The organism is Nostoc sp., from assembly GCF_036917415.1.
In the GTDB taxonomy this organism is placed as follows: Bacteria; Cyanobacteriota; Cyanobacteriia; order Cyanobacteriales; family Nostocaceae; genus Nostoc.
On the sequence record NZ_JBALDJ010000086.1, the window covers coordinates 39,531 to 54,048 of the forward strand.

Genomic DNA, 14,518 nt, shown 5'->3' on the forward strand with positions numbered 1-14,518 from the left:
GGATTTTTGACTCAGCACGACTACGATCCGGTGGGCATTACTTGTGGTTGTAAATAGCAAATCAAATCTTGGATTCCCTTTTGCAGATAGCGCGTTACTGTCATTGGACTGGTGCCAATATTTTTAGCAGCATCCTTGCGAGAAAGTTCCTTCAAGAATACCATTTCAACTGCCATACGGGGCTTTTCTTCCAACATATTTATTGCGCCTTGGAGTTGTTGGCGTTCTTCTTCTTGTTGCAGAAGTACATGAGAACGAGGACAAGGAAGTGCCTCACCCAAGGTTATTTGGCAATCAACATAGTTAACTGCGGTTGCATCTAAACTCAAGGGCATCCGGTTTTGAGCAGCTAACTTGGTTTCTTGCCACTCTTGTACAGATACCCGAAGTTGGCTGGCAATTTCAGCATCCTTGGGCGGGCGACCTAAAGAGATTGATAAGTCCTTGCGAATCTTTTGTCCTTCATTATATAATTCTTGCCAACGACGAGGAATTTTTAATAGAGTACTGCGATCGCGCAAAAAGTGCAGCATCTCACCGCGAATATATGGCACAGCAAAGGAACTAAAAGCATATCCTTGGCTAGGGTCGAAGCGCTCAATTGCCCTAATCAAACCAAAATAACCGATTTGTTCTAAATCTTCATAAGGTTCATTACATTGATGGCTGAATTTATGAGCCATCTTCCGTACTAAGCCAGTATGTAACTGTACAAGTTTATTACGAAGTTTAATAGAAGGATTCTGGTGGTACAAGTGTAATAATTCGATACCATCAGTTCGTAAAGAGGACTCACTTGTTGCCATATACATTCCTTTGTTGTAACTCCTATTTATGAGAAAATGGAGTTGCGTATATTTTCTTCTAAGCTGTCATTATTTTCGTTAGTCAAGGCAGAATAAGCCATCGTCGTTTCACTGAACTTATCAGGAGTCGAACTCTACAATTCAGTATTTGTACGCATGATTTTGTGAACCTCTCTGTTACAGGTTATTTTTGCTTTTTATATAACTGTTGAATGGTAAATAATCTTGAGCTTTTGCAACAAAAACTAGCTATTTATGCCGAAAAATGCATGACTGACCTAATACCTATCAGTCATACTGAGTGCAAGTAGATCGGTACTGAATTAATCGCAAAAGAGACTGGGCAATTTTATCTCTTACTACGCACCGTCATTAAAAAAGGTCAAAAATCCAAATGGCAGTTGGATTTAAGAACAAAACCCAAGGTACAAAAAACAGAATTACGATTCATTTTTATGGAGATTTGTACTTAATATCATGTCCGTTTGATTAGTTATTATTCCGGGCATCTATGCAAAAATCTTAAAACCCTCTTTCCCACAGCTAAGAGCCCCCAGCAAGAACTGCGCTCTTAATGATAAGTCTTTTACCGAACATGATATAACTGGGCATTGGGAAACATTTCCATTCAATAGACTTCTTGCATAAATTGCAGGCGACAAGCTACCCAGTTTGTTCATTCTCTAAGGAGTCGCTGACCTGATTTTGCAAATGATGTTGTTCTACCATTGCTTTTCCCCTTTGCAATTAAGGCTAAAGAGTATGCTGTCAGTATTAAAGATCCTCTGGAATCCTTAGAGACTGACGACTCAAACTTTTAACCATAAAGCACCCTTCAGATTTGGTAACAAAACTAAATCCGTGGCTGTTAACCCCAAAGATTGGTAAGAATAGGAATAAGCAGAACGTTTTCCTAAAAAACAGTTTTTCAATATGAGCAATACTAGTAATTTTCGTGAAGCTATCCGTGAGGCTAAATCTCACGCCCTCGTCGGCCCAAACGTGATTGCCAACGCCCTCCCCTACGTCGGTGGTGGATTAGTGCTAACGGCATTAGGAACCTACGGCGGTTTGGGAGTTATCCGTACTAACCCCGAAATATTCTTTCCCACCTTCATTGGTGCGGTGATTTTGGAGTTAATTTTGTTCTTTGTTGCCCAAAATGTTGCCCAAAAAGGTAATAAGGGGCTTGCACTACCCCTGTTAGCAACCTACAGCCTCTTATCTGGATATACTCTCAGTGGCTTAGTATTTGTCGCTTTGAGATCCCAAGGTGTTGGCATTCAAGGTATTGGGTTGGCTGCCCTTGGTTGTGGCGTCACCTTTATTGTTGCCCGTCAAATAGGTTCAAATCTTTCTGAACAAGATGGCATGGCTTTGACGAAAACCATCAATCTCGGCGTTATTGCCTTGGTGGTTGTGTGCCTTGCTCAATTCGGGTTTGCCATGTTTGGGGTTTATACGCCAAATTGGTTAGAAATCGCCATCTCTGGTTTGGGGGTGTTTCTGTTTGTTGGGGTTTCTGTTGTCGATTTCTACATCTTGCCTCGCACTTACAGCGATGACCAATATCTGCCTGCTGCTTTGTCGATGTACCTTACTTACATCAATTTGTTTGTCTTTATCTTGCGGTTGCTAATTGCCATAAATGGCCGCGATTAAGTATCTGTAGGCACTAACAAAAGTAAAGTTTTACAAAGTAAAAACCGTGGTTGAATTTTTAGCAACCACGGTTTTTTCATCGTTTTAATAGTAAAATATTTAGATAAGTTCAGCCTCAAACGAGCAAAACTATGCTAGAACTCTTAAACATCAAACGCGAAGTAGAAAGGTTGTCTAATATCTTGACCAAGGCTGAAGGCTGTCTTTGACCTGATAGAACTGAGTGCAAGAATTGAAGACTTGAATCAATTAATTTCTCAAGCTACTTTCTGGGATAATTCTGTCACTTTCTATCAGACACTTCAAGAAATTGAAGACCTCAACGCTAAAAAGAAACAATATCAGCGATCGCACTTCATTCTAGAAGATATCAAGGCTGCACTAGAACTACTAGAATTATCTGCTGATGAGGAATTGTTGCAAGAGGCACAAACCAACCTTACCCAACTCCAGCAAGAACTCGAAATAGTAAAAATACAACAATTACTGTCCAGTCCCTGCGACCAAAAGGGCGCATTTTTAACTATTACTGCTGAGGTTGGAAGTATAGATGCCCAAGACTGGGCAGCGATGTTATTGCGGCTATACCATCGTTGGGCAGTAAATCATAACCATAAAGTATATCTAGTGCAAGAGTCAGAAGGTGATTTAGGAGGGGTAAAACATACGACCGTAGAAATTACAGGGCGTTATGCTTATGGCTGACTAAAATCGGAACAAGGAACTCATGCAAGAATAGAGCGAATTTCTCCTGTTCGTGGTAATGGCAAACGGCATACTTGCCTAGCCACTGTAAAAGTCAGCCCGATTTTAGATGAGTTTGTTGATTTTGAGATTCCAGAAAAGGATTTGGAAATTACTTATTATCGCCATCGGGGGAATGTCAACCGAATAGAAACATGGGTAAAGATGGTTCACATTCCGACTGGGATTAGTGTATCTTGTAACCAAGAGCGTAGCCAGATGCAAAACAAAGAGAAAGCCTTAGCTATTCTCAAGAGTAAACTGTTTGCGATCGCATTAGCCCAAAATGTCGAGCAAATTGACGAAATTCAACTCCGGCAGATAAAGTCTCTATCCAACAAGCTCATCCGGGAATATATCTTATATCCTTACACTAAGGTGAAAGATTTACGCACTAATGTAGAAACACCTAATGCGACAGAGGTATTAGACGGTAAAATTGATTTGTTTATCAAAGCCTATCTGCAACAGCTAAATCTCACTACTTCAGTGGGGAAAGAAGTGCTTGATAATTTCAAGTAACTTTTGTAACCTATACAAGTTGTGCGTAAAAAATTTGCCCAACTACAGCTAAAATCAAGAAACATAAAAAGAGCAATTTTCCGATCAAAAGCGCTCTATCTATCATTCAGCAAGCACTATGGAAGTTTTAGAACTCAAACGCGAAATCGAAACGTTGTCTAACCGCCTGGGTAAAACCCAGGACTATCTTTGACGTACCTGCACTGACAGCCAAAATTCAAGACCTCGAAAAAATATCAGCACAGCCAGAATTCTGGAATGACCAAACCCAGGCCCAACAAACGCTGCAAGAACTTAACGACCTGAAAGCCCATCTCCAGCAATACGATCGCTGGCACGCCAATCTAGAAGATACTAAGGCAGTTGTTGAATTATTGGAGTTAGAAACCGATGAGGCACTACTCCAAGAAGCAGAATCTACCATCACTAAACTGAATCGTGACCTGGATCAGTGGGAGTTACAACAGTTACTTTCTGGGCCCTATGATGCGGAAGGTGCTGTACTGACGATTAGTGCTGGTGCTGGTGGCACAGATGCTCAAGACTGGGCATTTATGCTGATGCGAATGTACACCCGTTGGGGCGAAGCTCATGGTTACAAGGTAACTTTAGCTGAAGAGTCGGAGGGTGATGAAGCCGGAATAAAATCCGCAACCCTAGAAATTACTGGTCGCTATGCTTATGGTTACTTGCGATCGGAAATGGGTACACATCGTTTAGTGCGGATTTCACCTTTTAATGCCAACGGTAAGCGGCAAACCAGTTTTGCAGGGGTGGAAGTAATGCCACAGATAGATAACTCTGTGCAATTGGATATTCCAGACAAGGATTTGGAAATCACCACAACTCGCTCTGGCGGTAAAGGTGGGCAAAATGTCAACAAAGTAGAAACTGCGGTACGGATTGTTCACCTTCCTACAGGTCTTGCCGTGCGCTGTACAGAAGAGCGATCGCAGCTGCAAAATAAAGAAAAAGCCTTAAATCGCCTCAAAGCAAAGCTCTTGGTCATAGCTAAAGAGCAACGTGCCCAAGAAATTGCCGAAATTCGTGGTGATATGGTGGAAGCCTCTTGGGGGAACCAAATCCGTAACTATGTGTTTCACCCTTATCAAATGGTGAAGGATTTGCGTACAAACACGGAAACAACAGCGATTGGCGATATAATGAATGGCGAACTTGATACATTCATCCAAGCTTATCTGCGCCAAGAAAATAAACTAGTAGAAAACACTCCGGCATAGAGGCGCTCATTGCATAATACCCCGATTGCTAAGGCGTTTCACACAGAAACGCCTTAGCAATATATGGGCGATCGCCATTCTATCCCAGACCAACTGTTACAGTTATAAAAGAGTCTGTAGATAAATAACTATGAGCAACTCTCCTTCAACAGAACCTCAACCTAGCTACGTCAAACTCGCCATGCGAAACATGGTGCGGAAGGGTGGAACTTCCCTAAAGCATTTTGCGTTGACTGCTGTAGGGCTTTTAGCTCTGCTTGTTGGTCTTGCTTACCTCACTCACTAAGCTATTACGCTTTTAAGTTGTATCTTTACTGGTGAGGGTTGTCATTAGTCATTAGTTATTAGTCATTTATATTTCAAAGGACAAATGACCAATGACAAAGGACAGTCTTAACGACAAATCGTAAACCTCAGACAAGGAGACTATGTGCCCCTGAGAGTTGAACTATATGTGGAGGAGTATTTTTATGAGTTGTCTCCGACAATATCTGTAAAGATTGACGATACTAATGCCCGAATTACTCCTGAAACTTGGGAAAACTGGTTTAATCACTGGTTGGAAATACTTCAGCCTCAGATTCCACCAGCGCCAAGTTATGAAATCGGGCTGCGTTTGACAGATGACTCGCAAATTCAAGAACTGAATGCTCAATATCGTCAGCAAAATAAGCCGACAGACGTTTTAGCTTTTGCTGCTTTGGAGGTGGATTTTCCTCAAAGCAAAGAAATGCTTGCCTCTGTACCATTATATTTAGGTGATATTATTGTGTCTGTAGATACAGCACAACGCCAAGCTCAACAACAGGAACATAGCTTACCAACCGAACTAGCCTGGTTAGCTGCTCACGGTTTATTGCATCTGTTGGGCTGGGATCATCCTGATGAAAAAAGTTTGGAGCGAATGTTAAAACAGCAAGTGGGATTGCTGAATGCAATAGGTATTGCTATTGACATGGAATAGCTGTAGCTGATGTATCTCTTAATGTCAATTTTGGGTAATACTTTTATAATACTTCTGTGGAAAATTGCCTAAAGATTGCCTCAAACTTAATTCTGCCATTAAGATCGGCGAATATTCCCACTGTAGCAACTCTGTTCTTGTGTTTTTAAGTCTATGTCCCAAAAAATTTCTCCCTCACCAACGCCTACCTCGTTACAAACACTAGTGTCTAACGAACGGGAATTATCCTGGAAAGTAGCCTCTAATTTATTTATTAGTTTTAAATATGCCTGGGCTGGAATCAGCTATAGTTTTCAAACTCAACGTAACTTTCGTATCCACGTAAGTGTTTGTGCAATGGCTATAGCTTTAAGCGTTTTTTTGCATCTCGAAGCAGTGGAAATTGCGGTAATTGGTATAACTAGTGGTTTAGTTTTGGCATTAGAGTTACTAAATACAGCGATCGAGTCTGTTGTAGACTTAACCGTTAAGCAGACATACCATGAGTTGGCAAAAATTGCTAAAGATTGTGCGGCTGGTGCAGTGCTTGTCTCTGCTTTCGTAGCGATGTTAGTAGCAGGTACGCTATTGCTGCCTCCTCTGGTAAGGTTAATTATATCGGCTTTGTAGAGGTGATTTGCTCCGACGTAGCCCGCACTTCTCTACGAGACGCTGCGCGTAGCTTGCTTCCACGAAGTGGTACGACAAAGCTCAGTGACCACCGCAAGCATCGCCAAGTGAGCCGATAAGAGGATCGTCCGATCCCCTGGAGAACACATTATAAGCAATTTAGAATTGAACAAGTGGCTTATCGTAGAGTAGCCGCTTCATATTTACGTGTCCACTTTAGCGTTATTTTTACATCTAGCGAACAAATAAATAAGTAGGCAAGAATAAATCAAACTATGTTATGCAATGTGAAATTAATTAAATGGGTTCGTAGTAACCCACTGTAACTCTATTTTAAGCCCTAAAGTCACTTACTACAAACCTTTAATTATTCACGCCCACTCACTTAGTATGAGATATTTGTCTATGCTGTTGCAACTGATGAGTGATAAAAGCTAGGAGTTATAAACTTTGATTATAGTTATCGACAATTACGACAGTTTTACATATAACTTAGTGCAGTACCTGGGAGAATTGGCTTCAGAGTTCCCAGTGGCGAATGATATTAAAGTTTTTCGTAACGACAAGATATCCATAGATGAGATTCAGGCATTAAAGCCGGAAGCCGTAGTTATTTCTCCTGGGCCTGGTCGCCCGGAAGATGCTGGTATTTCTTTAGAATTGATTGAACAGCTAGGACAAGAGTTACCAATTTTGGGTGTCTGTTTGGGACATCAAAGCATTGGTCAAGTGTTCGGTGGTAAAATAATTTCTGCTCCAGAGTTGATGCATGGCAAAACCTCTCAAGTGTCTCACACTGGAGTGGGGGTTTTCCGGGGATTAGAAAATCCTTTAACCGCCACCAGGTATCATAGTTTGGTAATCGAACGTGAGACTTGCCCAGATGTGTTAGAAATCACCGCTTGGGTTGAAGATAACACCATTATGGGAGTGCGACACCGGAACTATCCTCACATTCAGGGCGTCCAGTTTCACCCAGAGAGTGTCCTGACATCTTCAGGAAAACAGTTATTGCGAAATTTTCTGGAACAGTTACAGTCAAGAGCATAATTAATGAAACGACGACAGTTGATGGGCTATGCTGGGGCGGGGTTGGTAACAGCTTTAGTTACTACCTTGGGTTCTGAATCTCAAGCTGACGCACAATCTAGCGGTTTATCAGTTCAGTGGTTGGGTCATACTTGCTTTCTTTTTACTGGTGGTGGTGCGAAAGTTCTCGTCAATCCATTTCGCTCAATCGGCTGTACAGCTGGGTATCGTCCCCCAAAAGTTGCAGCAGATTTGGTACTGATTAGCAGCCAACTGCTAGATGAAGGTGCTGTGGATGTACTACCGGGAAATGCAAAACTCATCTACGAACCAGGAGTTTATGAGTTTAAAGGTATTAAATTCCAAGGAATTGCCATAGACCACGATCGCAAAAGTGGTAAGCAGTTTGGCTCAAATACCGCTTGGAGTTGGAAGCAAGGCGGAATTAATATCCTACACTTAGGCGGAGCCGCTGCACCTATTTCCATTGAGCAAAAAATCTTGATGGGGCGTCCCGATGTAGCATTTATTCCAGTGGGAGGCAGTGCAAAAGCCTACAATGCTGAGGAAGCAAAGCAGGCTGTTCAAGTGTTAAATCCCAAGTTGGTGATTCCGACTCATTACCGCACACAAGCGGCTGATGCTGCTAAGTGCGATCTTTCGCCACTGGATAATTTTCTGACCTTGATGCAAGGTATGACAGTGCGGCGTAGTAATGGAGATAGTATTTCCATTAGTCCTGGTAAATTGCCGGAAAAAGGGGAAATTCAGGTTTTGAGTTATAAGTTTTGAGCAGTAGGGAAATGAAGGAATCAGGGAGCAGAGGGAGCAGGGGAGGCAGAATAAGAACTACTGATTATTCAGCTATGCCCAATGCCCCATGCCCCATGCCCCTAACTTTTAGAACGTATACCACTCTCCAGGCAGCTTATCTGCGTCGCTGATGGGAGTCTCAACTGCTGTCGTTTCATTTATAGTCCAAATGTTGTCTGTACCTGCTGTCTGATCGCGCCAGTAGATATCAGTCTTGCCATCACCGTTGAAATCGCCAAGGGATGGTGTCAAGGCCGCGTTATTAGCTGGTAAGAAAGCTTCAGTCGCAACTGTTGTGCCATCCATCAACCAAGCGGTGTTCGCACCTGTGGTTCCATTGTGCCAGAAGATATCAGTCTTGCCATCACCGTTGAAGTCACCAATTTTGGAAGTCCAGGATGAGTCAAGTGTGCCCAAAGCACCTTCTGTGACTAAGATGCCATTCATCGTCCAAACCTTGTTCTCACCTGTTTGAGCGTTTCTCCACAGAATATCAGTCTTATAGTCGCCGTTGAAATCACCAAGGGTAGGAGTCCAGGCGGGATCTTGGGATTGCAGAGCAAAGTCAGTCTTTTGCGTACCATCCATAAACCAAGCGACGTTATCGCCAGTTGTCTGATTGCGCCAGAAGATGTCACTCTTGCCATTGCCGTCGAAATCAACAATGGTAGGAGTATACGCCGCGTCTGTAGTGTCTAGAACAGTTGCATTCAGAACAGTAGTGCCATCCATCTCCCAGATAGCGTTCTCGCCAGTTGTGCCATTATGCCAGAAGATATCGGTTTTGCGATCGCCGTTGAAATCTCCAATCTGAGGAGTCCAGGCTGGATCGACGCTACTTAGAGCAGTTGCATTAGCAACTTTAGTTCCATCCATCAGGACAACGCTATTCTCACCGGTTGTCTTATTGCGTAACAAGAAGTCGGTTTTGCCATCAGCATTGAAGTCAGCAATTTTGTAATCATAGGCGGATAGGTCAAATTGACCCAAAGAACCCTGTTCCAAAACTGTTGTTCCATCCATCAACCGAATGATAATCTCACCAGTTGAAGAATTGACCCAAACTTTGTCTGTCTTACCATCACCGTTAAAGTCAGGAGTAATCGCCGCACTAGTTAAGTAAGGATTAGGATTGGGATTTGCTGATATTTTAACAGGCGCAGTCACCGATTCACTTTCTAGTGCTAGTGAAGAACTCTTACTTCTAAACCCAAAATCATAATTTAAACTCTTAAGAGAAGTTGTCAATATTTCTGATTTTGCAAAAGAATCTGATACTAATCGAGATGTATTCAAAGCTAAAGATGAGGAATTTTGATTTCCAGACATGGTTTATTTTTATGATTGGTTGTTATATTCTTTTAACTTTTTTTGCCAATCTTTTTCTGTAACGAAATAACATTTACCAGAGTTTCAATTTTTCTTTATAACTATTTTTTTTATTAATGTCAATATCTGAAGATAAATATCTGTTTATTTTAAACTATTATTCTAAGGTTTTCAAGTTCTATAAAAACAATTAAAAAATATTATTTTGTATTTTATCTATGATATTTTATAGATAAAATTTGATTGTTTTATTTATTTTCTTTGACATTTAAATGTTGTATCAAAAATTTACTTGTATATTTAAGACACTATTTATAAAATAAATCTTAACTAGTGTGTGTTACGGCTTTAGCCTAAGAGGATGTCTGAGAAATATCAAATATTTGTTGATCCCCCCTAACCCACGCCAGTCGCTCATAGGGGAAACCCCCTTGGCGTTAGCCTCTCCCTTTGGGAGAAGACCGCGCTGGCTCCCCTTAAAAAGGAAGGAATAAAAGTCTTAAAGTCCCCCAATTTATCGGGGGATTTAGGGGGATCTGCAAGGGTTAAGTGTATACAAAAAAACTTTTCAGACATCCTCTAACGCCCCATATTATCTGGCGGTGCGTTAGGCGCTTAATCTCAAGTATTGGCTGAATCTCCACTATTTTTTGTTTTGTCAACAAGCTTAGATAAAAAATAACCTTGACCACCAGCTAGACCTAAATCTGAGCCATCCAATCTAACCCAATAAAAATCAAAAGATATAGAGTTTTTGCTCGTACTTGGATGTATTTCCCAATGCCGCCAAGTAGATGGTGTAGGCTGAGTTAATTCGAGATAATAAACATAACGTTCTTGAATTTCATTCCGATAGGGAGTCATATTGTATTGATAAATACCCAATAGCTCAATGATACGAACTCCTTTAACACCTGATTCTTCATAAATTTCTCGCAGTACAGTTTCAGATGGCTCCTCACTTTCTTCAATACCAGCAGGTACTTACACGCCAGTTCAGGAAACTCAGTATGTGTAAATACCATTAATTTATCTTTGTTGGTTACGTAAGCGATCGCTTTTTTTGTTGTATGTTGAGCGAACATATTTTTTACTGTGTGTTGTGAGATTTATTAAATACCAGAAATTAGATAAAATAAAGGGTTATAAATTATTTCATGAATATCCTAAATCATTTGATAACAACAAGATTTCCGAGTTGTTTAAAAACTAGAAAATCTAAGTGTTTCGAGATAATTAATTCTTCTCTAATGATTTATAACTTAAGTGGAAACAAATATTGGTTAGAATAACTTAGATTAGCAACTATTAAGAGGCATAATCTGTGCATCTGCTATTTGCTAAAAGTGTCAAATAATACAATACTTTTAAAAGTACATCAACTATGCAAGCAGAATATCGGCAGCGTCGCGAGCAGTTAATGGCAAAAATTGGTGATGGTACAGCCATTTTTCGCAGTGCGCCAATGGCAGTAATGCACAATGATGTCGAGTATGTTTATCGTCAAGACAGTGATTTTTTTTACTTAACTGGTTTTAATGAACCACAAGCAGTAGCAGTGTTAGCGCCGCATCATTCAGAACATCGGTTTGTGCTGTTTGTCCAACCAAAGGATCGCGAAAAGGAAGTATGGACTGGTTATCTTTGTGGGGTAGATGCAGCAAAAGAAATTTATGGTGCTGATGAAGCGTACCCTATTAGTGAGTTAGATGAAAAGTTGCCGCAGTATTTGGAAAAAGCTAGCCGGATTTACTATCACTTAGGACGCGATCGCACTTTTAACGACCAAATCCTGGGACATTATCAAAGTTTACTGCGGACTTACCCTAAACGCGGTACTGGGCCGATCGCTATTGAAGATACTGGCCCTGTCCTCAACAGCATGAGATTGATCAAAAGCGAAGCTGAGTTGGAATTGATGCGTCAAGCAGCTGCGATCGCAACTGAAGCACACAATTATGCTCAAGAAATCGCCGCACCCGGACGTTATGAGTACGAAATACAGGCGGAGATGGAACGGATCTTTCGAGTGCGGGGTGGCTTAGGGCCTGCTTATCCTTCGATTGTGGCTTCTGGTGTAAATGCTTGTGTACTCCACTACATTGAAAATAATCGTCAAATGCAGGATGGAGAATTACTGCTAATTGATGCCGGTTGTGCTTACGGTTATTACAACTCGGATATTACCCGGACATTTCCTGTGGGGGGTAAGTTTACGCCAGAACAAAAGACGCTGTATGAGATTGTTTTGGAGGCGCAAAAACAAGCGATCGCTCAAGTCCAACCAGGTAATCCCTTCAAATTAGTTCATGATACAGCAGTGCGCGTTCTCACAGAAGGTTTAGTCGAAGTTGGCATTCTCAAAGGTGAAATTGATAAGTTAATTGAAGAAGAGAAATATAAACCATATTATATGCATCGTACCAGTCATTGGTTAGGTTTAGATGTCCATGATGTCGGTGCTTATCAGCATGGTGAAGACAAACCACAGATTTTACAACCAGGTCAAATTTTGACAGTGGAACCGGGACTATATATTGTACCGGATACCAAACTAGCAGAAGACCAGCCACAGACCGATCCTCGATGGGTTGGGATTGGTATTCGGATTGAAGATGATGTGTTAGTTACACCTGGGGGACATGAGGTATTAACTGCGGGGGTTCCCAAAGCTGTAGATGAAATCGAAAGATAGAAAATGGGGATGGTAGACATCATCCCTAAGCCGGGACTTCCAGTCGCTTTTAAAATCCCACTTCTAAGGGAAAAATTACGGTAAAAGTAGAACCAACGCCTACCTGCGAGGCTAGGTTAATTTGACCTTGCAATAGTTTTACTAAACGCGAGACGATCGCTAATCCCAATCCGGTACTATCAGGAAGATAGGGACGATCGCTATAACTCACGCGAAAGTAGGGTTCAAATATCTGGGCTTGGTTTTCAGGCGCAATGCCAACTCCAGTGTCAGAAACTGCGAGCACCCATCTCTGGTTCTCCAACACCTGACACATGATAATCACAGTCCCCAACTCTGTATAACGAATCGCATTACTAATAAGATTTGTAATAATTTGTTGCAACTGAAAAGAATCTGTAATTAATTTTTCGGGAATGCGATCGCAATCGACTACGATTTGTAAATTTTTTCCCATAGCTAAAGGTTGCAACATTTCACACACACTATCGATTAATTCACGCACATCGGTAGGTGCTGATTGGAGTTTTATCTGCCCTGCCTCATAGCGCGAAAGTTCTAGTACATCATTAATTAGATGGAGTAACTGTCTACCATTGCGTAGTACCCGCTCAATATGTTCTAAATTGCTAAAGCTGTCTTTGATACCAGTCTTTCGGCGTTGTTGGCGTAAAAACAGATCCGAATAACCAATAATGGAAGTTAGGGGATGTTTCAATTCGTGGGCTAGTTGGGAAAGATACTCTTGATTAGCGCTAATTAGCCGCGTGAGTTCATCATTATGGAGCGTTAGTGATGCTTGCAACTTCTGTAATTCCCGTAAGCGTTCCTCAACATAACTCTTGAAACATCGAGCGATCGCTTCGTCTACAATAGCGTCAATCAAACGCATAGAACGAATTATCTCTGACGGGATTCCCTTTAATAAATCTGGTTGTAGAACATCAAATATTACTGTTCGCAGCAGATGATATTCTCTGGCAATTTCTGCTGGATCAAAACCTTGTTCGGCTCGAATCGCTCCATGCTGAAAACTGGCAGTAACCATTGATTGAATATCATTCTCTTGAGATTTTGAAAGCACTGTCACCATAGCTTTCAAAACATCAGGAATGTGATCTTTTACCGCTGTATAAGATAAGTCATCTGCACTTTCAATCCGTCTATCCTTACGAACTGCTAAAATCCACTTATCAAGGATGGTATCCGTTTTTTCAGCCAGTACTTGACTAAAATCCATTATGTTAAATTCATCTAGAAGATAGATGAGTAAACTTCCATATCCAAATAGTTTAGCGACTAAAGTGGTGCTATACCACAATTAGTAATATCTTTCATCTACCAAAAGAAATATATTTTACAGGATTCGGTTGTTGATTAGCATTAATACCCGTACATCAAAATCAAGAAGTATAATATATATCTTGATTTTATCAATATAAGTCTAGCAGTTAACAGCCTTGTGACTTGACTTAACATTATTTAGCTCACTGTGCGAACTATTCGCTGTTACCTTGGTTAACAGTGCGAGAAAATATCCGTTTAGCCGTAGATGAAGTGTTAAAAAATGCTAATCGCTCCGAAAAAATCAGCATTGTAAATCAACACTTGGCAATGGTAAACTTGACGGCGGCGGCTGACAAATATCCCGATGAAATTTCTGGAGGTATGAAACAACGAGTAGGTATTGCCAGAGCCTTAGCAATTCGTCCCAAAATGTTGCTGATGGATGAACCTTTTGGGGCGCTAGATGCACTAACTCGTGGCAAATTAGAGCAGCAGGTATTGGATCTTTGGGAAAATAATCGTCAAGCAGTGATGATGATTACCCACGATGTAGACGAAGCTATTTATATGTCCGATCGCATCGTCTTGATGACCAATGGCCCAGCTGCTAGTATCGGGGAAATTTTAGAAGTTCCTTTTGAGCGTCCGCGCGTTAGCGTTCGCAAAGCGTCTCCGTCAGGAGAAGCTCCTTTGAAAGAGGCTCGCGCCGCCATGCGAAACTCAAAAGAGTATTTTGAACTCCGCAACCATGCCTTAAATTTCCTCGATCGATATTTTACCCAAGATGAGTAAATTAGATTATCATTTTTTTAGTGGG

General features: G+C 41.2%; 12 protein-coding genes and 2 pseudogenes. 10 read left to right on the forward strand and 4 right to left on the reverse strand.

Going from position 1 to position 14,518, the window contains the following annotated elements:
* Positions 1 to 20 precede the first annotated feature (20 nt).
* A complete protein-coding gene (locus tag V7K41_RS18630) occupies positions 21 to 806 on the reverse strand; it encodes an RNA polymerase sigma factor SigF (RefSeq protein WP_229498888.1) in 786 nt (261 codons plus the stop codon).
* Between the two features lie 933 nt (positions 807 to 1,739).
* Here V7K41_RS18630 and V7K41_RS18635 point away from each other — a divergent pair.
* The 8 genes and pseudogenes from V7K41_RS18635 to V7K41_RS18670 all read left to right on the forward strand — a co-directional run bounded on the left by V7K41_RS18635 (position 1,740) and on the right by V7K41_RS18670 (position 8,369).
* Positions 1,740 to 2,468, forward strand: a complete 729-nt coding sequence (locus tag V7K41_RS18635) for a Bax inhibitor-1/YccA family protein (protein ID WP_334850498.1) — start codon at positions 1,740 to 1,742, stop codon at positions 2,466 to 2,468.
* Positions 2,469 to 2,599: 131 nt separating this feature from the next.
* Positions 2,600 to 3,734, forward strand: a pseudogene (locus tag V7K41_RS18640) (PCRF domain-containing protein).
* 118 nt (positions 3,735 to 3,852) lie between these two features.
* Positions 3,853 to 4,975, forward strand: a protein-coding gene (gene prfB, locus V7K41_RS18645) for a peptide chain release factor 2 (protein WP_334850500.1) whose coding sequence is annotated in 2 segments (ribosomal slippage) — positions 3,853 to 3,924 and positions 3,926 to 4,975 — 1,122 coding nt in all. Because the reading frame shifts where the segments join, the coding sequence is not laid out codon by codon here.
* A 130-nt stretch (positions 4,976 to 5,105) separates the two neighbouring features.
* Entirely contained in the window at positions 5,106 to 5,261 is a 156-nt protein-coding gene (locus V7K41_RS18650) for a DUF3285 domain-containing protein (RefSeq protein WP_104904774.1), read from the forward strand.
* A gap of 150 nt (positions 5,262 to 5,411) precedes the next feature.
* Complete coding sequence (gene ybeY / locus V7K41_RS18655; protein ID WP_334850596.1) at positions 5,412 to 5,939, forward strand: rRNA maturation RNase YbeY; 528 nt, start codon at positions 5,412 to 5,414, stop codon at positions 5,937 to 5,939.
* A 153-nt stretch (positions 5,940 to 6,092) separates the two neighbouring features.
* The gene (locus V7K41_RS18660; protein WP_334850502.1) at positions 6,093 to 6,548 is read left to right on the forward strand and encodes a diacylglycerol kinase family protein; all 456 of its coding nucleotides are present in this window, start codon (positions 6,093 to 6,095) and stop codon (positions 6,546 to 6,548) included.
* 450 nt (positions 6,549 to 6,998) lie between these two features.
* Entirely contained in the window at positions 6,999 to 7,598 is a 600-nt protein-coding gene (locus V7K41_RS18665) for an anthranilate synthase component II (protein WP_334850504.1), read from the forward strand.
* Positions 7,599 to 7,601: 3 nt separating this feature from the next.
* Positions 7,602 to 8,369: an MBL fold metallo-hydrolase gene (locus tag V7K41_RS18670; RefSeq protein WP_334850505.1), complete on the forward strand. Its 768-nt coding sequence runs from the start codon at positions 7,602 to 7,604 to the stop codon at positions 8,367 to 8,369.
* Positions 8,370 to 8,477: 108 nt separating this feature from the next.
* Here the strand turns inward: V7K41_RS18670 and V7K41_RS18675 are convergent, their stop codons facing one another.
* A complete protein-coding gene (locus tag V7K41_RS18675) occupies positions 8,478 to 9,719 on the reverse strand; it encodes an FG-GAP repeat domain-containing protein (protein ID WP_334850508.1) in 1,242 nt (413 codons plus the stop codon).
* 621 nt (positions 9,720 to 10,340) lie between these two features.
* On the reverse strand, positions 10,341 to 10,691 hold the full coding sequence (locus V7K41_RS18680) for an NUDIX domain-containing protein (protein ID WP_334850597.1): 351 nt from the start codon (positions 10,689 to 10,691) through the stop codon (positions 10,341 to 10,343).
* Between the two features lie 412 nt (positions 10,692 to 11,103).
* Here V7K41_RS18680 and V7K41_RS18685 point away from each other — a divergent pair, with 412 nt between their 5' ends.
* Positions 11,104 to 12,414 carry an aminopeptidase P N-terminal domain-containing protein gene (locus V7K41_RS18685; protein WP_334850509.1) on the forward strand — a complete coding sequence of 437 codons (1,311 nt, stop codon included), beginning with the start codon at positions 11,104 to 11,106 and terminating at the stop codon, positions 12,412 to 12,414.
* A gap of 49 nt (positions 12,415 to 12,463) precedes the next feature.
* Here V7K41_RS18685 and V7K41_RS18690 read toward each other — a convergent pair whose 3' ends face one another.
* Positions 12,464 to 13,654, reverse strand: coding sequence for a sensor histidine kinase (locus tag V7K41_RS18690; RefSeq protein WP_334850511.1), 1,191 nt, complete (start codon positions 13,652 to 13,654; stop codon positions 12,464 to 12,466).
* 257 nt (positions 13,655 to 13,911) lie between these two features.
* Between V7K41_RS18690 and V7K41_RS18695 the strand changes: the two are divergent.
* A pseudogene (locus V7K41_RS18695) lies at positions 13,912 to 14,493 on the forward strand (ATP-binding cassette domain-containing protein); the annotation flags it as partial.
* Between the last annotated feature and the right edge of the window lie 25 nt (positions 14,494 to 14,518).